The organism is Corynebacterium sp. HMSC034E11 (genome assembly GCF_001835905.1).
GTDB classification, from domain to species: domain Bacteria; phylum Actinomycetota; class Actinomycetes; order Mycobacteriales; family Mycobacteriaceae; genus Corynebacterium; species Corynebacterium coyleae.
In genome coordinates, this window is record NZ_KV826394.1 from 36,502 (window position 1) to 56,739 (window position 20,238).

Below are 20,238 nucleotides of genomic sequence, written 5' to 3' on the forward strand. Positions count from 1 at the left end.
CAATTTTTACGACCTAAGGAGCGCAAAAATGTTCCCAGAACCGCTACTACATGTCATAACCGAACGCATCGAATGCGAGCCCATTGGCGCAACTTTCGATCTTCACGGGGACGGATTCGCATTCATACTCGAATCTATTTACGCATATAGGATCGACACACGAAATCCCACTCGGGGACTCGGAGACATCGCAAATCTTCTCGCCCAATTTCCAGCGCCACTATCCACGCAATATGTGGACACCCCGTACCTCGACGAGCTATGCGAAGACTACCTCATCCTCGACTACGCCCGACGCGAAGTGACGCTCAGGATCGACAACTATAAGCCGGACCGCTGCACGTTTGATCATGAAAACGTTAAGCCACTTTACGAATTGGCTCGCGCTAGCAACACGGACATGTACTTGCAGCTACCGCCACTTCTTGAACGCAAAGTCATACGGGTTATCTCAAAGCGCAACGGCGAGTACTGTTCAGGCATGGATATCCTGCTCCCCGCCGGCGGAGACAGGATCCTGACCAATCTGCTTTCACTCCGGGATGAAGGATCCGTTACTGCGGAGATTTTGGCGCAATACCTATTCCACTGGAAGCCACCACACGTCCAGATTCGCCCCTTCCAGGACGCATTGCTTGGCGACGAATACGAGACGGTAGTGAAGCCACACTTCCCGAGCGACTATCCATTCCTCACCATTGATTCGCCGGAAAACTCATTGCGCCTGAGCGATAGTTCCGGCAGGTTGATCATGGTAGTCGACGTCAACGAAGACTCGATGAAGCGCGTACATGAACGGCTGACACAACCACGCCGAGAATCCATCACAGTTGACTTTCTTGCCGACACATCCTGGGCTGACTCCAGCCCTACAACTGTTAAAGGTCCGTTCTAACACTAATTCCGATTGCGTTAAGGGAGAGAAACCATGTCAACGGAGCTTTCGCGCCACGTCGACACCATCTCCCATGCCCTTTTCGCAATCAAGGACCTCTTTCACGACCCAGCAACGCTGCACTTCGACGACATCCACAAAGAGATGGAGCGCTTCGAAGCAGCCTTCAACGTCAAGGCAAGCCTCGACGCCTTCTTCGCATTCCTCTGCGAGCGCGATGAAGCTGGCCGCACCGTCGGCGCGAAACATCCGACCCAGTACTTACAGAAGAAGCTTGGCCTTGAGCCCAAGGAGGCCTACGACCGTCTCGCCCGTGGCCGCGACTACTACGGGGAGCCGGCCGTCGAGGAGACCGCAGACGACGCTGCTGATGCTGACCTCTTCGACTCCAACGCAGATTCCACGGCGGACGATGCCGCACAGGCGGCAGCGAAAGCAGCTGCACATCAAGCGGCACGCGAGCAGGCGCGCCGCGAACAGGAAACGGCACGCCGAAACGCCGAGCGCGTCAATGCCGAAAAACAACGCGTGATTCGTCTCGAGCTGGATCGCCTCGTTGAGGCCGCCAAAGGTGCCCGCGCTCGTCTCCAGGCTAAGGCGCTCGCAGAGGCTCCGCGACGTACAGTCAAAGACCTCCGTGCAACAGTACGACGCTGGGTAGAAGACGCTAACCGCGAACACCTCGACCCCACGAACCCAAACGCCGGCATGGAAAAACGTGGGCTCCACATCGGGCCACAGCGCGCCGACGGCACCCACAAGATCACCATCGACGCGACCACCAGCGACACCGCATTGTTCAAGGCACTCACCGACAAGGGGCTAGCGCCAAACTCAAACATGCCGAAGGATGTCGACGACTACCGATCCCCAGCACAACGGGCCTACGACCAATTTGCCAAGATGCTGAAGCACTACGACACGTGCCAAAAGCCAACAGGTGGCGGCTGTGCGTCCGTTGTCGTCTCCGTAACGCTCGACGAGCTCGCCGATGCCTCCCCGACCACGAAGTTTCAAACCAATACCGGCATCGACCTCACAGCATTCGATCTCGTCCGTCTCGGGATGGACGGCACCGCTGACTTCATCCTCAGCGTTGATGGGGCGACTTCTTTGCCCTTGAACCTCTACCGCACGAGCCGCCTTGCATCGTTGGCACAGAAGATCACGCTGCTCGCGGTGCAAGGCGTGTGTGCCTGGACGGGGTGCACCGCCCCACTGACCCAAACCGAGATCCACCACATCACGTCGTGGCTGCAAGGCGGTGACACCAACATCGATAACCTCGCCGCACTCTGTAGAACCCATCACCGGTGTAACAACGACTTCAAAGATCACAGAGACAACACGAGTCACATCGAGCGAGACCTCGCAACTGGTCGCGCCGGCGTGAAGCAACCCGGGTCCACCGAAATCAGGTTCAATCATGCCGATGCGGCGGAAAATTCAGCCGTCAATCGGATCCGTAAACGAAACCACCGATCGAAAGCAGCTACACCGAAGCCTCCACCGCGCGAGCCTACCGAGCCACCACCCTGGGCAAACAGCCAATCCCCCTACCCGCCGTTTTAGGCCGCCTCCGGGAACACGCCTGCCTCGAACGTAGGTGGGCGCTAGCCTGCCCACGTCTGCCATGATGACGCGTTGCTACGCCAGCTCGACGATCTCCATGTACTCGTCGCTCCACATGTCCTCATCGCCCTCCGGCATGATGATGACACGCTCAGGCTCCAACGCCCGCACCGCACCCGGGTCGTGGGTGACCAGCACGACCGCACCCGTATAGGTTTTTAGCGCGTCGAGGACCTGTTCGCGGGATTGTGGGTCGAGGTTGTTGGTGGGCTCGTCGAGAAGCAACACGTTCGCACGCGAGGAAACCAGCGTCGCCAGCGCCAAACAGGTCTTTTCACCGCCGGAGAGCGTACCTGCTGGCTGATCGAGCTTGTCGCCGGAGAACATAAAGGCACCAAGCAGACCACGCAGGTCTTGCTGGCCGGCATCCGGGCAAGCCTCGATCGTATTTTCCCAAACCGACTTCGAGCCGTCGATCGTGTCGTGCTCCTGCGCGAAGTATCCGATCTTGAGCCCATGGCCGGATACGACGCCGCCCTCCCCGTCGGTGCGCTCTACCCCGGCGAGCAGCTTGAGCAAGGTGGTCTTACCCGCACCATTCGTACCGAGGACAACCACCCGGGATCCTTTATCTACCGCAAGGTCGACACCCGCGAACACTTCGAGGGAGCCGTACATCTTCGTCAGACCCTTGCCAAAGAGTGGAGTCTTGCCACACGGTGCCGGCTCCGGGAAGGAAATGGAGGCGACCTTGTCGGCGACGCGAACGTCGTCAAGCTCGCCCATCATGCGCTCGGCACGCGCCAGCATCTGCTTCGCTGCAGCTGCCTTAGTAGCCTTCGCCCCCAGCTTCGCGGCCTGTTTTTGCAGCGCCGATGCCTTCTTTTCGGCGTTGGCGCGCTCGCGGCGTCGCCGGGCCTCGTCGAGGGCGCGCGCGTCCTTGTACTTGGAGAAGCCCATGTTGTACACGTCGGCTTCGGCGCGGACGGCGTCGAGGAACCAGACCTTATTGCAGACTGCGTCGAGGAGCTCAACGTCGTGCGAGATCATGATCAACCCGCCCTCGTGCTTGGACAGGAAGTTACGCAGCCAGGTGATGGAGTCGGCGTCGAGGTGGTTAGTGGGCTCGTCGAGAAGAAGCGTCGTCTTCGACTTACCCGAACCCTGGCGAGAAGCAAAGAGAATTTGGGCCAGTTCGACGCGGCGACGCTGACCACCCGAAAGCGTCTTAAGTTTCTGATCAAGCACCCTGGCCGGAAGCCCCAAATTGTCACAGATCTGCGCCGCTTCAGCGTTGGCCTCGTAGCCGCCGAGCGCCTGGTAGCGCTCCTCCAGGCGGGAGAACTTCGCAATCGCCTTGTCACGCTCCGCCCCGTCGGTCTCCTCCATGATCTTCTGCTGCTTCGCCATGGAGCGTTGAATCTGATCAAGCCCACGGGCGGAGAGCACACGGTCGCGGGCGGTCTGCTCGATGTCGCCTTCCTTGGAATCCTGCGGGAGGTAGCCGATCTCGCCCGCCCGGGTCACCGAGCCGCCGTAGGGTTCGGTCTCCCCCGCCAGGATGCGCATCGTCGTCGTCTTACCGGCACCATTGCGGCCGACGAGCCCGATGCGGTCGCCGGGTTGGACGCGGAGGTGCTGGCCTGGGGCGTCGAGAAGCGTGCGCGCGCCGACGCGGACCTCGAGATCATTGGTGACAATCACGGGGCAACACTCTATCAACCATCCCTAAACGAAAATTCCCCGCCACAGTCATTCCGTGACGGGGAAAGATCAAGATAGATGTCTAGACAGCGAAGCCAAGCGCACGCAGCTGCTCGCGGCCCTCTTCCGTGATGAACTGCGGGCCCCACGGCGGCATCCAGACCCAGTTGAGCTCAAGCTCGTCGACCGCGGTATTCGACACCACCGCATTGGTGGCCTGCTCCTCGATCACGTCGGTGAGCGGGCACGCCGGCGAGGTGAGCGTCATGTTGAGCACCGCGACGGTCTTGCCCTCGCGCTCCTCGATCCACAGGTCGTAGACCAGGCCGAGATCAACAACGTTGATACCCAGCTCCGGGTCGATGACATCGTGGAGGTACTCCTCTACTTCACCGACCAACTTGAGTTGCTCTTCGGTTTGCTGTGGTCGCTCGGACTGCTTGTTCGATTCGGTCACAGTTACTCCTTTTCTTCCAATGCATCCGACGTTGCCGCCTGGAATGCCTTCCAGCCGAGCAGCGCGCACTTGACGCGGGCCGGAAACTTCGACACACCCGAGAAGGCGACGCCATCGCCGATCATCTCCGCGTCGCCTTCGAGGGTGCCGCGGGAGGTGATCATCTCGTCGAAAGCTTCGAGCTTCTTCATTGCTTCAGCAACCGGCAGCCCGATGACCTCCTCGGCCATCACCGAGGTCGAAGCCTGGGAGATGGAACACCCTTCGGCGTCATAAGAGACGTCCTCGACGGTGGAGCCGTCTTCGGACAGGTGAACACGCAGCGTCAGTTCGTCGCCACAGGACGGGTTGACGTGGTGCACCTCCGCCTCATAAGGCTCGCGGAGCCCGGCGTGCTGCGGGTTTTTGTAGTGGTCCAGGATGACTTCCTGGTACATGGATTCGAGGTTCATCGTGCGAAAAACTCCTTCGCCTTGGCAATAGAGGCCACCAGGGTGTCTACCTCGTCGAGAGTGTTGTACAGGTAGAAGCTGGCCCGCGAGGTCGACTGCAGGTCGAGGCCCCGGTGGGCCGGCCACGCACAGTGGTGGCCGGTGCGGATCGCAACACCTTCAGCATCGAGCACCTGGCCCAAGTCATGCGGGTGGACGCCGTCGACAGTGAACGAGATCGCGCCACCGCGATTCTCCGCCGTCAGCGGGCCAGCGATGCGCAGCCCGTCGATCGCCTGCATCTGCTCTAGGGCGTACGCGGTGAGCTCATGCTCGTGGGCTTGGATCTCGTCCATTCCGATCTCGGTGAGGAAACGCACTGCCTCGCCGAGCCCGACGACCTGCGAGGTCATTTGGGTCCCCGCCTCGAAGCGCTGCGGGGCGGGTGCGAAGGTGGATTCCTCCATGCGCACAACCTCGATCATGGAGCCACCGGTCAAGAATGGCGGCAGATCGTTGAGGTGCTTGGAGTACACCGCACCCACGCCACTGGGCCCGCACATCTTGTGCCCGGAGAAGGCAGCAAAGTCTACGTCAAGGGCATGGAAATCCACGGGCATGTGGGGCACCGATTGGCAGGCGTCGAGCACAGTCAGTGCCCCGACAGCCTTGGCGCGGCGCACCATCTCATCGACGTCTGCAACCGCACCGGTGACGTTCGACTGGTGGGTAAAGGCGATGACCTTGACGGAGTCGTCGAGCTCGAGCGAGTCAAGGTCGATGCGTCCGTCCGGGGTCATCTTGTACCACTTCAGCGTCGCTCCGGTGCGACGGGCAAGCTCCTGCCACGGCACCAGGTTTGCGTGGTGCTCAAGCTCGGTGATCACGATCGTGTCCTCGGGCCCGACCGCGAGCGAGCCCGCCCGCGAGTCACCTAAGACGTACGCAACCAAATTCAGTGCTTCGGTGGCGTTTTTGGTGAACGCGATCTCGTCGTTACGCGCGCCCACGAACGTAGCGATCGCCTCGCGGGCCGATTCGTATGCATCGGTCGCCTCTTCAGCGAGAAGGTATGAACCGCGGTGCACGGGAGCGTTGTAGCCGAGCACGAAGTCGCGCTCAGCGTCCCACACCCGCTGCGGCCGTTGCGCGGTCGCCCCCGAATCCAGGTACACCAACGGCTTCCCGCCGCGCACGGTGCGCCCCAGGATCGGGAACTCTTGCCGGATTGCAGTTACGTCGAGCGTCATTAGATGAACTTCTCGTAGCCTTCGGCCTCGAGCTGATCAGCGAGGGAAGCATCGCCGGTCTTGACGATCTTGCCGTCCGCGAAGACGTGGATGAAGTCCGGCTTGACGTAGTTCAGGATGCGCTTGTAGTGCGTAATCATGAGCACTCCGCCACCGGTTTCGTCCTGGTAGCGGTTGATGCCCTCGGAGACGATGCGAAGCGCGTCGACGTCGAGGCCGGAGTCAGTCTCGTCCATGACGGCGAACTTCGGCTTCATCAGGGAAAGCTGCATGACCTCGTGGCGCTTCTTCTCGCCACCGGAGAAGCCTTCGTTGACGGAGCGCTCGGAGAAGGAAGCATCCATCTGGAGTGCCTCGCGCGCTGCGTTGAGCTCGGAAACCCACTCGCGCAGCTTCGGAGCCTCACCGCGCACTGCGGTGACTGCGGAGCGCATGAAGTTCGAGGAGGAGACGCCTGGTACCTCGACCGGGTACTGCATGGCGAGGAAGAGGCCTGCGCGTGCGCGCTCGTCGATATCCATCTCCAGGATGTTCTCGCCGTCGAGCAGCACTTCGCCTTCGGTCACCTCGTACTTCGGGTGGCCAGCGATGGTGTATGCGAGGGTGGACTTGCCGGAGCCGTTGGGGCCCATGATGGCGTGGGTTTCGCCGCCCTTGATAGTCAGGTTGACGCCCTTGAGGATGGGCTTCGGCTCCTGGCCTTCCTCGGAGGGAAGGACGTTGGCGTGCAGGTTCTTAATTTCGAGGGTGGACATAGAAGCTCCTTTTAGTTTTCGTTGCGCTCGAGTTCGCCGGCGACGCGGGCGATCAGGTCTTCGCGGACCGACTCGATTGGGATCTGGTTGAGGACCTCGTTAAAGAAGCCACGGATAATCAGACGGGTGGCGTCTTCCTCGCGGATACCGCGGGAGCGCAGGTAGAACAGCTGGTCGTCGTCGAAGCGGCCGACGGTTGCTGCGTGGCCTGCTCCTGCGATTTCGCCGGTTTCGATTTCCAGGTTCGGGATTGCGTCGGCGCGTGCACCGTCGGTGAGCACCAGGTTGCGGTTGGTTTCGTAGGTGTCGGTGCCTTGGGCTTCGGCGCGGATGAGCACGTCGCCGACCCAGCAGGTACGCGCCTCGGGCAGGCCAGAGGCCTTGTCACCCTGAAGAGCACCCTTGTAGAGCACGTTGGAGCGGCAGTTCGGTACGCCGTGGTCGACGAGCAGGCGGTTTTCGATGTACTGGCCGGCATCGGCGAAGTACACGCCGGTCAGTTCCGCGTCGCCACCCGGTGCCTCGAAGGAGACACGTGGGGAGATTCGCACGACCTCGCCGCCGAAGGTGGCGACATGGTGGCGCAGGGTTGCATCTCGCTTGACGACGATCGCCTGCTGGCCAACATGTACTGCATCAAGATCCCAATTGGCGTCGATGACGGCGTTCACACGGGAGCCCTCGCCGATGACCCAGTTGACGTTGTCGGCGTGAGTACCCGAGCCTTCGTAGCGCACCAGCACGGTTGCGCCGGAGTTTGCGCCGGTCTCGACAACGATGGTGCCAAACGTCGTGACGTCTGCGCCTGCACCGGTCACAGTGATGGTGATTGTGTCGTTGAGCTCGACGTTTGCTGGCACCGATACCAGGGTGGCGTTTTCGGAGGAGGTCCACGCCTGGGCGGCGATGCGGTCGACGGGGGCTCCGGCGGCGGTCACGCGGTCGTCGTCAAGCGCAACTTGCTCAACGGTGACCTCAGACGGAGCGTCAACTGTGATCTGGGCGGGAGCCTGCGGCGCGAACTGGCCGTTGTGCAGGCCGCGCAGGCGACGTAGGGAGACGAAGCGCCAGACCTCGTCGCGGCCGCCGGGGATGTCGAAATCCTCAACGTTGAAGGAGGAGTACAGGTCGCCCTTGTTGTTGTGTGTGGTGGCGTTCTTGACGGTTTCAGCCATTTAGCCCACCGATCCTTCCATTTGCAGCTCAATGAGACGGTTCAGCTCGAGGGCGTACTCCATTGGCAGCTCCTTGGCGATCGGCTCGACGAAGCCGCGCACGATCATTGCCATCGCCTCTTCCTCGGCAATGCCGCGGGACATGAGGTAGAACAGCTGATCTTCGGAGACCTTGGACACCTTCGCCTCGTGTCCGAGCGTGACGCGGTCGTTGCGGATGTCGTTGTATGGGTATGTATCCGAGCGGGAAATGTTGTCAACCAACAGCGCGTCACATTCCACGTTAGATGCGGAGTCGTGCGCGTTGGCGTTGACCTGGACCAAGCCACGGTATGCGGCACGGCCACCGCCGCGGGCGACGGACTTGGACACGATCGACGACGACGTGTGCGGAGCCATGTGCGTCATCTTCGCACCGGTGTCCTGGAACTGGCCCTCACCTGCGAAGGCGACGGAGAGCACCTCGCCACGGGCGTGCTCACCGGTCATCCAGACGGCCGGGTACTTCATGGTCACCTTGGAGCCAATGTTGCCATCGACCCACTCCATGGTCGCGCCCTCTTCAGCCTTGGCACGCTTGGTGACCAGGTTGTAGACGTTGTTCGACCAGTTCTGAATGGTGGTGTAGCGGCAGCGGCCGCCCTTCTTCACGATGATTTCCACCACCGCGGAGTGCAGGGAGTCCGACTTGTAGATCGGGGCGGTGCAGCCCTCGACGTAGTGCACGTACGCGTCCTCGTCGACAATGATCAACGTGCGCTCGAACTGGCCCATGTTCTCGGTGTTGATGCGGAAGTAGGCCTGCAGCGGGATGTCCACGTGGACCCCCGGCGGGACGTAGATGAAGGAGCCACCAGACCACACTGCGGTGTTCAGCGCGGAGAACTTGTTGTCGCCGGCTGGAATGACGGAGCCGAAGTACTCCTTGAACAGGTCCTCGTGCTCACGCAGCGCGGTGTCAGTATCGACGAAGATGACGCCCTTTTCCTCCAGGTCCTCGCGGATCTGGTGGTAGACAACCTCGGACTCGTACTGTGCTGCAACGCCTGCAACGAGGCGCTGCTTCTCAGCCTCTGGGATGCCGAGCTTGTCGTAGGTGTTCTTAATGTCCTCGGGCAGGTCATCCCAGGAGGTCGCCTGCTTCTCGGTGGAGCGGACGTAGTACTTGATGTTGTCGAAGTCGATGTCTGAGAGGTCTGCACCCCAGGTCGGCATTGGCTTCTTCTCAAAGATGTCGAGCGCCTTGAGACGCTGGTTCAGCATCCATTCCGGCTCTTCCTTGATGCCGGAAATGTCGCGGACAACGTCCTCGTTGAGGCCGCGTCGCGCGGATGCGCCGGCAACGTCGGAGTCGTGCCAGCCGTAGTTGTAAGCGCCGATGGACTCGATAATTTCGTCGTCGTTCATCGGCTTTTCAAGACCTGGCGTTGGCTTCGCTTCAGTCATTGTCAGCCGCTCCTTTCGTTTCGTTTCCCGCCTTTGGGGCGAGAGGGATGTTAGTCGTGCAGATGCCGTGTCCGTCCACGATAAGGGCTAACGGTTGCACGTGCGTATCGACGATGCGCGCAATGGCTTCGTGTTCCGCCTCGCACAATTCTGGATGCTCAGCCGCTACCGCGGAGACTGGACAGTGGTGTTGGCACAGTTGGATACCTGCTGGCGTACGCCTGACGGTGGGCTCGTATCCGTGGGCTTCGAGCGCGGCAGCAACAGCTTGCACTGCTGCTTCCGGGTCGTCACTGTCAGCACCAGTCTGGACATCTGCGAAGATGCGTTCGGCCCTCCTGCGAGCGAATTCACGCACCGCTTCCTCGCCGCCGATAGATTCGATCACATCAACGGCCTCAAGTGCGATGGTGTCGTAGCTCGTACCGAACTCTTCCCTGCCCTTGACGGTGAGCTGGAAGTGTTTTGCGGGACGGCCGCGGGATGCCTGATCTCCTGCTACCGCGCGCGGCGGGCAGGTTTCTGCCATCCCTTCTTCAACGAGTTTGTCCAGATGGCGTCGTACGCCGGCGGGCGAAAGTCCAAGCTCGGTGCCGATTTCGGCCGCCGCAACGGGCCCTTGTTTGAGCAGGATAGACATCACCTGCGAACGGGTTGTTCCGTTCGCGCGGTATGCAGTGTCTTTCTCTGCCACCATGCAACCCCTTTCCTTGGCTCTCTGCTCGCCTTTACACAACACTAGTGTGTCGTAATTATTCCCGCCGAAGCGGGTCTCCTTGGCGTGGCGTGCACCAAGTAAGCTCTAGCGACGTGACTGCCCAGCCTCCCCGCTCGCCGAGATTGCCGCGTCTGCGGCGCCCTGGCCGTGCGGTCCTTGCGGAGTTTCCCCACATGGGGCGGCCCGGTTCGCGTTCCTCGGAACTGCACAATCCGTCGCCCGGGTTTGATGGTGGTTCGTCCATTCCACAACCGTCCTATCGGGAGCGGGACCGGTTTTTCCTTTTGCGCTGGCTCGGAGCCCTGGGCGCGTGTCTCATCGCGCTCGGTGGTTTAGGTGGCGGGGCGCTCCCAGTCGTCGATAATCCGTGGTTCGCCTTCCCCTTTGGGGCGACCATGAGCCGAATGATGCTGGCTTCTAACGCCATCGTGCTCATCGGCGTGGGCATGCTTGTCGCGTCATGGCTGATTATGGCGCCGTTTGTCGGCGCAGGTGGGCACGCACCACGCATCGGAGCACCGGCGCTGCAGCGCACGTTCGTCGCATGGGTGCTGCCATTAATGTTGACCGCGCCCCTGTTCACTCAGGACATTTATTCTTATTTGGCTAACGGCGCGATTGTGCGCATGGGCCTTGACCCGTACGCCGCCGGGCCAGTAGAGATCCTCGGCGTCGACCACCCACTGGCCAGATCTGTGCCGTTCATTTGGGCGCACTCTCCAAGCCCGTACGGGCCGGTCGCACTCGGCATCGCGGCGTTAATTTCCATTGCTACCGCCGATGCAGTGTTTTGGGGGGTCTTCCTGCACCGTGTGCTTTCTGTCGCGGGATTGCTCGCAGCATCGTGGGGGCTGCGCGCCCTTGCGCAACGGTGTGGCGTCAACGCCTCGGCTGCGCTGTGGCTCGGCCTGCTCAACCCACTGACCATCCTGCACCTGGTCGGAGGTATTCACAATGAGGCGTTACTGGTCGGCTTCGTCCTCGTCGGCCTCGAGCTCGGGCTCAGAGCAGTCGATCCGATCCGAACTGGCGATGCAACCTTCCGTACTTGGATCATCCTGATAGCATCGGGCGCCCTCCTCTCCTGTGCGGGGTTGGTGAAGGTGACCGGGTTCATCCCGCTGGGGTTTATTGGCATGGCGCTCGCGCGCAGTTTTCACCTCAGGGGAGTCTCTACGGTGCGCTCCATTGCGCGGGCAGTCGCCGTGCAAACGCTTATTTTCTTAGCGACGATCACACTCGTCTCCCTCGGTACCGGCATCGGGTTCGGGTGGGTGACGGGACAGGGCGGTGCTGCGTCGATACGCAGTTGGCTCTCGCTGACCACCGACATCGGCGTCATCAGTGGATTCATTGGGATGCTGCTGGGACTTGGCGATCAGACCGAGGCGATACTCGTCATTACGCGTGGCGCAGGGCTCGCCGTAGCTGCAGCGTTCGCGGTCCGCATGTTGTGGGCCACGTTCAAGGGCACGATCCACCCCGTCGGCGGGCTCGGCGTATCCATGCTGGTGCTCGTGATTCTGTTCCCGGTGGTGCACCCTTGGTATCCGCTCTGGGCGATCTTGCCGCTAGCGGCCTGGGCGAACCGGTTCTTTTTCCGGGTGATTGTGGCGTCTTATAGCGCGGTTTTTAGCTTCCTTGTGCTCCCGCGCGGGCTGGCACTGCCGCCGTTTGCTGTGGTGACAATCTACGGGTCAGCTGCTGTTGCGTTCGCTGCGTTGGTGCTTGTTGCCTGGTTGGGTTTCCGGTACTGGCGGGGCCGCGGGCTAGACTGATCGGCCATGAGTGATCTTGCTCTTGAAGTCGACAATGTCGTCAAGGAGTACGGCGAAAAGCGGGCTGTCGACGGACTGACGTTTACCGCGCGCCGTGGTGAACTTTTGGCACTGCTCGGCCCGAATGGTGCCGGCAAAACGACGACGATTGAGATGTGCGAGGGGTTTACCACACCAACCTCCGGGTCTATCCGGGTGCTTGGCATCGACCCTGTCACGCAACCGCAGAAGGTCCGTGACCGCATCGGCATCATGCTGCAAGGGGGCGGATCCTATGCGTCGTTGAAGGTTCGCGAGATCCTGCAGCTCGCTGCGCGGTACAACACCAATCCTCACGACCCGGACTGGCTTATAGAGCTGCTCGGGCTCGAAGGCGTAGCGAAGACCACGTACCGCCGCCTGTCGGGCGGCCAACAGCAGCGACTGTCGCTCGCGCTCGCGATGATTGGTCGCCCGGAACTAATCTTCCTCGACGAACCCACCGCGGGCATGGATGCCCAGTCGCGCCTCGCAGTATGGGACATCATCCAGGCGATGAAGCGTGACGGCACCACTGTGCTCCTTACCACCCACTTGATGGACGAAGCGGAAACGCTCGCCGACGACGTTGCGATCATTGACCATGGCAAACTCGTCGCCCAAGGCTCCCCAGCGGAGTTGACCAGTCATGAGGAGTACCCGGTTGTTGCTGTCCGCACGGACCGTAAGCTCGATGTGCACCTGCTTAACGACGAACTCCGAGCGCTCGACATTACCGCCGAGGCAGTCAGCCCTCAGCGCTACCGAATTCTTGGCGCCGGTTCCCCGGCCGTCATCGAAGCGCTTGCGCGAAGTGCTGCCCAGCAAAACGTGCTGATCCGGGATTTGTCGATGTCGCACCGCGACCTTGAGGACGTCTTTTTGGATATCACCGGACGAGAGTTGAGGAGCTAACGCAATGACCACGCAAGCCCAGACCACCGACCGAGCTCTTACCCCTGGTATTTTCACGCCGAACCCGCAACGTGCATCACTTGCACAGATGGCACTGGCACAAGGCCGCGTTGAAGCAAGGCTGATGCTGCGCCACGGCGAGCAGCTCCTCGTCAACCTCATCATCCCTGCTGCGGTGCTCATCGCAGCCACGCACATGCCGATGTTTGGCGACGACACCGACTTCAACGCACTCGTTCCGATGGTGTTTGCTGTTGCTGCTACCTCGGCTGGCTTCACGGGCCAGGCGATTGCCCTTGCGTTTGATCGTCGATACGGAGCGCTCAAGCGCGTGGGCGCCTCGGGCGTGCCACCATGGACCATTGTCGCCGGGAAAATCTTCGGTGTTCTCGCCACCGTTTTGGTACAGATCGTCGTCCTCGGCGCGATTGCCCTGTACCTGGGCTGGCGGGTCTCGGTCGCAGGCGCTGGATTCGGCCTGATTACCCTGCTGTTCGGCGTGGCGGCGTTTACCGCCATGGGACTACTGATGGGCGGCACGTTGAGCTCCGAGCTAGTCCTTGCGCTGGCAAACCTGATCTGGATTGCGTTCATGGGCATCGTTGGATGGGTGGTCTATTCCGGAGACCTTTCTAGTGCCGGTGTTTGGAATGCTGTGCCCACGGTCGCGCTAGCCGGCGCTTTGGCAGATGCTGTTGACCTGCGTTTTAACGTGTCCGCTTGGGTCTCGCTCGCAGTATGGACTGTCCTAGCGATCATCGGGGCGGTGCGCCTGTTCCGCTTTGACGACTAACCGCGATACACTCAAGCCGTTATTCATCCGAAAGTTGGAGAAGTTTTGTCGACCGCCACTGCCCAACCAAAGTCCCAAAGCCGGTTCAAAGAGGCCTGGGAAGATCCCTCGCTTCACCTGCAGCGTGTTCTCAGCATGGTGCTGCTCATCTGCCAAGGTGGCATTACGGTCACCGGCTCGCTTGTCCGCGTGACCGGTTCCGGTCTCGGTTGCGACACCTGGCCGCTGTGCCACGAGGGCTCACTCGTGCCGGTTGCGGGCGCTGCACCTTGGATTCACCAGACAATCGAGTTTGGTAACCGCCTGCTCGCCTTCGTCGTCGCCGCTGCCGCAGTCCTTGTCCTAATTGCGGTATACAAAGCGAAGCGCAGCGACGCAATCAAGACGATGGCTTGGGTTTCCTTCCTCGGCGTTGTTGTCCAGGCCATCATCGGCGGCATTTCAGTACGCCTCGACCTGCAATGGTGGTCCGTCGCGGTGCACTTCCTGCCGTCGATGCTGCTCGTGTGGGTTGCGGCAGTGCTCTACATGCGCATCGCAGAAACCGATGCGGCCGAGCTGACGCGCCGCTTCCCCGCACATGCTCAGACCTGGACCGTCATCGCCGCCGTCGCGCTCTGCTTTGTCCTCGTTACCGGCACTATGGTTACCGGCTCGGGTCCACACTCGGGTGATTCCGGTGTTGGCATGGAAGGTCGTCTCGACCTCGACACCCGGATGCTCGCCTATGTCCACGCCATCTGCATGTACGTCTACCTCATCGCAACCTTCGTCGTCGCTTTCATCTTGCGCCGCTCTGATGCCCCCGCAGACGCAAAACGAACCGTCTGGGTGCTCATTGCATTGATTTTTGTGCAGTGGGCCATCGGCGTCATCCAGTTCAGGATGGGTGTTCCACGCTGGACAATCCCAGTCCACATCGGCATGTCATCAACGGTCGTGGCATTTAGTGCATTCCTTTTCGCACACGGAAAGCGTCGTTTGCCTACGCTAGTGTGACATGAAGGCAATTCTTGTTACCAAACATGGCGGCCCGGAGGTACTCGAATACACCGAGATCGCCGATCCCGTTCCAGGCGAGGGGCAATTGCTTGTCGACGTCGACTATGCCGGCGTCAACTACATAGACACGTACTTCCGCTCCGGAACGTACGCCTCTGAGCCTCCCTACATCCCCGGCACCGAAGGTTGCGGGCGAGTGGTCGACGACCCATTGGGGGAAATCGCGCCGGGTACGCTCGTCGCTTGGCACGACGCTCCAGGGTCCTACGCAGAGAAGGTTGCCGTCGACCGCAACCGTCTCGTCGCAGTGCCGGAAGGCGTGCAGCCCGAGGTTGCGGCATCCATGCTTCTACAGGGGATGACCTCGCACTACCTTCTCCACGGTGTTCGAGATACCAGGCCGGGAGACACCATGGTCATCACTGCTGGCGCCGGTGGCGTCGGCCTTATCCTGACCCAGATGGCTGCGGCGCTCGAAACCACGGTTTATTCGATTGTTTCTAGTGACGAGAAAGAGGATCTCGCGTACAAAGCCGGAGCGACCAAGGTGTTCCGATACGGAGACAAGGGCTCCGCTCTCGCAGAGGAAATCAAGGAAGCCAACGGTGGCAAGGGCGTCAACGTGGTCTACGACGGCGTTGGCAGGAACACTTTCCAGTTTGCCCTTGAGGTCACAGGTCCGCGTGGCCTCGTGTGCTCCTTCGGTTCCGCGTCGGGCGACGTGGAGCCGTTCAAGATTCAAGAGTTGAACCAGCACGGAGCACTGTTCCTCACCCGCCCCTCGCTGAAGCACTACGTTGCCACAGACGAGGGGTTCCTCATGCGCGCACAGGCAGTTGTCCGTGCGATCGAGGACGGCACCGTCAGGATGCGCGTCCACCCGCCGTATGAGCTCAAGAACGCCCGCAAAGCCCATGAGGATCTGCAGGCGCGTAAGACCACAGGTTCTGTGGTGCTCAAGATCGAGCGGGATTAATCGAGCGGGATTAGAAGAGCAGTTCTCCTATAGTCTCCCAGCCAAGCACGGCGTCAAAGGACAGACCGAGGAACAGGGCCGCGAGGTAGTTGTTCGACAAGATGAACAGCTTTAGCGGCTTGACCTTCTCGCCACGGACGATGCCGTTGTGCAGCTTGGTCGCCATGACGAGGAATGCGACACCGGATACCACGGCAATCACGAGGTAAATCCACGACGCAGCCGGCACGAGGCCAAACGAGACAATGACGGTCAGCCAGGAGTACAGCACGATCTGACGGCTGGTTTCTTCTGGCGAGGCCACCACCGGCAGCATCGGCACATTCGCACGCGCGTAGTCTTCCCTGTACTTCATTGCTAGCGCCCAGGTGTGCGGTGGCGTCCAGAAGAAGATGATCAGGAACATCACGATGGCCTGCCACCAGTGGTCTGGCGTTCCGTCGGTGACGTTGTCGCGGATCACGGCCCAACCGACGAGCACCGGCATGCAGCCAGCCGCGCCGCCCCAAATCACGTTTTGCCACGTGCGGCGCTTGAGCCACTTCGTGTAGACGAAGATGTAGAACGCGTTGGTCAAGATGATGAAGAACGCCGCCAACCAGGACTTACAGAGCAAACCAAGCCACAGCACACTGATGATCAGCAGTGCCCATGCAAAGACGGCGGCCTTTTGCTTGGTGATCTTGTGACGGACCAGCGGGCGGGCGCGCGTACGCCCCATCTTCTGGTCGATGTCGTAGTCGGCCACCATGTTGAACGTGTTTGCGGCGCCGGCACCCATCCAGCCTCCGAGGAGAGTTGCGAAGACGAGCCAAACGTGAACGTCGCCGCGGTCAGCCTGGAGCATCGCCGGGATTGCGGCGACCAGGAGTAGTTCAATGACCCTCGGCTTCGTCAACGCGAAATATGCCTTAATGGTCTCCAACAACTCTCTCCTTTTTATTCTTCAGGTGGCGCAGGGCACTCATACCTTTGGACGATGGTAGCCGTTCCCCCACTGTAGGCACGAATCGAACACGCCATAAGGGTCACGCAGTATGCTCTTGGGAGACCTCATCAGACTCAACTTAAGCGAGGAATGAAGTGACGCTGCCACCCGAGCTGCAAGCCATGACTGTCCGCAACTACCCGTCGGATTGGACCGATACTGACACCCGCGCGGTTGATACCGCCCGCGTGCTGGCGGCCGACGCGGTGGAGAACTGCGGGTCCGGACACCCGGGTACGGCGATGTCCCTGGCGCCGCTCGCCTACACCCTGTTCCAGCGTGTGATGAATGTTGACCCGTCCGACAAGGATTGGGTTGGCCGCGACCGCTTCGTGTTGTCCAACGGCCACTCGTCGTTAACCCAGTACGTGCAGCTCTACCTCGGTGGTTTCGGCCTCGAGCTGCAGGACTTGAAGGATCTGCGCACCTGGGGTGCAAAGACGCCGGGGCACCCGGAGTACAACCACACGGACCATGTGGAGATCACTACGGGTCCACTCGGCCAGGGCCTTGCCTCCGCTGTGGGCATGGCAATGGCTTCTCGACGAGAGCGCGGCCTCTTCGACCCTGAGACGCCTGCTGGCGAGTCCCCGTTCGATCACTACATCTATGTCATCGCTGGCGACGGCTGCCTCCAAGAAGGCGTCACCGCAGAGGCATCTTCGCTTGCAGGTACCCAGCAGCTGGGCAACCTCATCTTGTTCTGGGACGACAACCGGATCTCCATTGAGGACGACACCCAAATCGCGTTCACCGAAGACGTGATGAAGCGTTACGAGGCCTACGGTTGGCAGACGCTGACCGTCGAGTCGGGCGAGGATGTCGTGGCAATCGAAGCAGCCGTCGCAGAGGCGAAGGCCGAGACCACGAAGCCGACCATTATCCGTGTGAAGACCGTCATCGGCTACCCGGCCCCGAACCTGATGAACACTGGTGCTATCCACGGCGCAGCTCTCGGCGCGGACGAGGTAGCTGCGGTGAAGGCTGAACTCGGCTTCGATACCGACGTTCACTTCCCTGAGGAAGCCGACGTGATCAACCACACCCGCAAGCTGCGTGAGCGCGCAGCCGAAAAGCGTGCCCAGTGGGATGAGAAGTTCAACGCCTGGGCTGCGGCAAACCCGGAACGCAAGGCGCTGCTGGATCGCCTCACTGCCCGTGAGCTGCCTGCGGATTGGAAGAAGGACTTCCCCACTTGGGAACCGGATGCCAAGGGCCTAGCTACCCGAAAGGCTTCTGAAGCTGCGATCCAGGCTGCGGCCGCTATGCTGCCTGAGCTCTGGGGCGGTTCTGCGGATCTTGCTGGTTCCAACAACACCCTCATTAAGGGCGAGCCGTCGTTCGGTCCTGAGTCGATCTCTACGGAGATGTTCACGGCGAACCCGTACGGCCGCAACCTCCACTTCGGTATTCGTGAGCACGCGATGGGCGCTGTCATGAACGGCATTGCCTTGCACGGTGGTACTCGCGTATACGGTGGCACCTTCCTCATCTTCTCTGAATACCTCTACCCCGCCATCCGCGTTGCCGCACTGTCCGGCATCGATGGCTACTACGTGTTTACGCACGACTCGATCGGCCTTGGCGAGGACGGCCCAACTCCCCAGCCGGTGGAGACTCTGGCTGCGCTGCGCGCTATCCCGGACGTTGCAGTGATTCGTCCGGCAGATGCGAACGAGACTTCTGCTGCGTGGATCGCGGCACTCGAGGCGAAGGAACAGCCGAAGGCCCTGGCCCTGTCGCGCCAGAACCTGCCGGTGCTCGAGGGCACCAAGGAGAAGGCGTTCGACGGTGTCGCCCGCGGCGCTTACGTCCTGGTTGAGAGTTCGAAGGAGACTCCGGACCTGATCATCATGGCGACCGGCTCCGAGGTGCAGTACGCGGTTGAGGCCGCCAAGGTGCTCGAGGAAGATGGCACCGCAACGCGTGTGGTTTCCGTGCCGTCCATTGATTGGTTCATGGAACAGGACGAAGACTACATCGACGCTGTTTTGCCTCGCGAGGTCAAGGCCCGTGTGTCTGTCGAGGCAGCAACCTCCATGCCGTGGTTCCGCTTCCTCGGCGAGTTCGGCCGCGCTGTGTCGCTGGAGCACTTCGGTGCTTCTGCCCCGGGCGCGGAGCTCTTCGAACGCTTTGGTTTCACCACCGACAACGTTGTCCGCGTCGCCCGCGAGACTCTTGCATGCGTGCGAGATAACCGCAGCGTGCCAACGAGCCAGCGTGTCGGCGAAACTGAGTCCGAACCAACCCGCGGCGACGGAAAGTAGGAGTGCATGACTGCTATCGACGATCTGTACAACGTAGGCACGTCAACGTGGCTGGATGATCTGTCGCGTGAACGCATTGCTACCGGCAACCTTGCTGAAGTGAAGGCATCGAAATCGATTGTCGGCGTAACCACTAACCCGGCGATCTTCGCTGCGGCGATGAGCTCGGGCACACACTACGACGAGCAACTCGCCGAGTTGAAGGCTGCTGGATCTGCTGCTGATGCAGCGGTTTACGCAATGAGCGTCAAGGACGTTCAAGATGCGTGCGACCTGTTCCGCGATACGTTCGAGGCAACGGGTGGCAAGGACGGTCGCGTGTCCATTGAAGTCGATCCTCGCTACGCAGCCGACGAGGCAAAGACCATCGAACAGGCAAAGGAGCTCTGGAACCAGGTCGACCGGGAGAACTTGATGATCAAGATTCCCGCGACCGACGAGTCGCTTCCGGCCGTCACCGCCGCCCTCGCTGAAGGCATTTCGGTCAATGTGACGCTGATCTTCTCGGTAGAGCGCTACCAGCAGGTCATCGACGCGTACAAGGAAGGCATCCGTCAGGCTGCCGCGAACGGCCACGATGTCAGCACTATCCATTCGGTGGCATCGTTCTTCGTATCCCGTATGGATAGCGAGGTGGACAAGCGCCTCGAGGTCATCGGCACCGACGAGGCTCTCGCGCTTCGTGGCAAGGCAGGCATTGCGAACGCCCGCTTGGCGTATGCACTGTTCCAAAAGGAGTTCGAGGCGGAGCTCATCGACGAACTGCCTAACGGCGCGAACAAGCAGCGTCCGCTCTGGGCGTCAACGGGTGTGAAGAACCCTGAGTACCCTGCGACGATGTACGTCACGGAGCTGGCCGGACCGGATACTGTAAACACGATGCCGGAGAAGACTCTTGACGCGGCGCTCGCGGATGGCGGTGTGCACGGCGACACGCTCACCGGCACCGAAGCTGTCTCCCGCGAGGTGTTTGCGGCGCTGCGTGAGGTTGGCATTGACGTTGAGGATGTCGTCGCCACGCTAGAGCGCGAAGGCGTAGAGAAGTTTGTGGACGCGTGGCAGGAGCTGCTCGATTCGATGACAGCTAAACTCGCCTAA

General features: G+C 60.9%; 18 protein-coding genes. 9 read left to right on the forward strand and 9 right to left on the reverse strand.

From position 1 onward, the window contains the following. Window positions 1–28 precede the first annotated feature (28 nt). Together HMPREF2690_RS04165 and HMPREF2690_RS04170 are read left to right on the forward strand one after the other, a co-directional pair. The gene (locus HMPREF2690_RS04165) at window positions 29–895 is read left to right on the forward strand and encodes a hypothetical protein (RefSeq protein ID WP_070484810.1); all 867 of its coding nucleotides are present in this window, start codon (window positions 29–31) and stop codon (window positions 893–895) included. 33 nt (window positions 896–928) lie between these two features. Continuing rightward, window positions 929–2,467, forward strand: a complete 1,539-nt coding sequence (locus HMPREF2690_RS04170) for an HNH endonuclease signature motif containing protein (protein ID WP_070820262.1) — start codon at window positions 929–931, stop codon at window positions 2,465–2,467. 75 nt (window positions 2,468–2,542) lie between these two features. Here HMPREF2690_RS04170 and HMPREF2690_RS04175 read toward each other — a convergent pair whose 3' ends face one another. The 8 genes from HMPREF2690_RS04175 to HMPREF2690_RS04210 form a co-directional block, all read right to left on the reverse strand. After that, complete coding sequence (locus HMPREF2690_RS04175; RefSeq protein WP_070820263.1) at window positions 2,543–4,171, reverse strand: ABC-F family ATP-binding cassette domain-containing protein; 1,629 nt, start codon at window positions 4,169–4,171, stop codon at window positions 2,543–2,545. A gap of 82 nt (window positions 4,172–4,253) precedes the next feature. After that, a complete protein-coding gene (locus HMPREF2690_RS04180; protein ID WP_070423143.1) occupies window positions 4,254–4,628 on the reverse strand; it encodes a metal-sulfur cluster assembly factor in 375 nt (124 codons plus the stop codon). A 2-nt stretch (window positions 4,629–4,630) separates the two neighbouring features. Beyond that, entirely contained in the window at window positions 4,631–5,080 is a 450-nt protein-coding gene (sufU, locus tag HMPREF2690_RS04185; protein WP_070820264.1) for a Fe-S cluster assembly sulfur transfer protein SufU, read from the reverse strand. After that, window positions 5,077–6,309 carry a cysteine desulfurase gene (locus tag HMPREF2690_RS04190; protein WP_070820265.1) on the reverse strand — a complete coding sequence of 411 codons (1,233 nt, stop codon included), beginning with the start codon at window positions 6,307–6,309 and terminating at the stop codon, window positions 5,077–5,079. Before HMPREF2690_RS04190 ends, sufU begins: the two co-directional genes overlap by 4 nt. Continuing rightward, window positions 6,309–7,064, reverse strand: a complete 756-nt coding sequence (sufC, locus tag HMPREF2690_RS04195) for a Fe-S cluster assembly ATPase SufC (RefSeq protein WP_070820266.1) — start codon at window positions 7,062–7,064, stop codon at window positions 6,309–6,311. The genes HMPREF2690_RS04190 and sufC overlap by 1 nt, the downstream gene beginning before the upstream one ends. Before the next feature lie 11 nt (window positions 7,065–7,075). Continuing rightward, complete coding sequence (gene sufD / locus HMPREF2690_RS04200; RefSeq protein WP_070423139.1) at window positions 7,076–8,239, reverse strand: Fe-S cluster assembly protein SufD; 1,164 nt, start codon at window positions 8,237–8,239, stop codon at window positions 7,076–7,078. Beyond that, window positions 8,240–9,685 carry a Fe-S cluster assembly protein SufB gene (gene sufB, locus HMPREF2690_RS04205; protein ID WP_070820267.1) on the reverse strand — a complete coding sequence of 482 codons (1,446 nt, stop codon included), beginning with the start codon at window positions 9,683–9,685 and terminating at the stop codon, window positions 8,240–8,242. Continuing rightward, entirely contained in the window at window positions 9,678–10,382 is a 705-nt protein-coding gene (locus HMPREF2690_RS04210) for a helix-turn-helix transcriptional regulator (protein WP_070423137.1), read from the reverse strand. The genes sufB and HMPREF2690_RS04210 overlap by 8 nt, the downstream gene beginning before the upstream one ends. Before the next feature lie 194 nt (window positions 10,383–10,576). Here HMPREF2690_RS04210 and mptB point away from each other — a divergent pair, with 194 nt between their 5' ends. Genes mptB through HMPREF2690_RS04235 form a run of 5 tightly spaced genes read left to right on the forward strand, consistent with a single transcriptional unit; the run spans window position 10,577 to window position 15,885 of the window. Further along, window positions 10,577–12,181 carry a polyprenol phosphomannose-dependent alpha 1,6 mannosyltransferase MptB gene (gene mptB, locus HMPREF2690_RS04215; RefSeq protein WP_141761211.1) on the forward strand — a complete coding sequence of 535 codons (1,605 nt, stop codon included), beginning with the start codon at window positions 10,577–10,579 and terminating at the stop codon, window positions 12,179–12,181. A gap of 6 nt (window positions 12,182–12,187) precedes the next feature. Further along, a complete protein-coding gene (locus HMPREF2690_RS04220; protein ID WP_070615017.1) occupies window positions 12,188–13,114 on the forward strand; it encodes an ABC transporter ATP-binding protein in 927 nt (308 codons plus the stop codon). A 4-nt stretch (window positions 13,115–13,118) separates the two neighbouring features. Further along, window positions 13,119–13,907: an ABC transporter permease gene (locus tag HMPREF2690_RS04225; RefSeq protein WP_070423134.1), complete on the forward strand. Its 789-nt coding sequence runs from the start codon at window positions 13,119–13,121 to the stop codon at window positions 13,905–13,907. 45 nt (window positions 13,908–13,952) lie between these two features. Continuing rightward, a complete protein-coding gene (locus tag HMPREF2690_RS04230) occupies window positions 13,953–14,906 on the forward strand; it encodes a COX15/CtaA family protein (protein WP_070451424.1) in 954 nt (317 codons plus the stop codon). 1 nt (window position 14,907) lies between these two features. Next, window positions 14,908–15,885: a quinone oxidoreductase family protein gene (locus HMPREF2690_RS04235; RefSeq protein WP_070451422.1), complete on the forward strand. Its 978-nt coding sequence runs from the start codon at window positions 14,908–14,910 to the stop codon at window positions 15,883–15,885. Window positions 15,886–15,895: 10 nt separating this feature from the next. On the opposite strand, the gene HMPREF2690_RS04240 is transcribed toward HMPREF2690_RS04235, so the two are convergent. Further along, a complete protein-coding gene (locus HMPREF2690_RS04240) occupies window positions 15,896–16,813 on the reverse strand; it encodes a heme o synthase (RefSeq protein ID WP_305764019.1) in 918 nt (305 codons plus the stop codon). Between the two features lie 155 nt (window positions 16,814–16,968). Between HMPREF2690_RS04240 and tkt the strand changes: the two genes are divergently transcribed. Together tkt and tal are read left to right on the forward strand one after the other, a co-directional pair. Continuing rightward, window positions 16,969–19,140: a transketolase gene (gene tkt / locus HMPREF2690_RS04245; RefSeq protein WP_371326012.1), complete on the forward strand. Its 2,172-nt coding sequence runs from the start codon at window positions 16,969–16,971 to the stop codon at window positions 19,138–19,140. Between the two features lie 6 nt (window positions 19,141–19,146). Continuing rightward, window positions 19,147–20,238 (forward strand): transaldolase, encoded by a 1,092-nt coding sequence (gene tal, locus HMPREF2690_RS04250; protein ID WP_070451418.1) that lies wholly within the window; start codon window positions 19,147–19,149, stop codon window positions 20,236–20,238.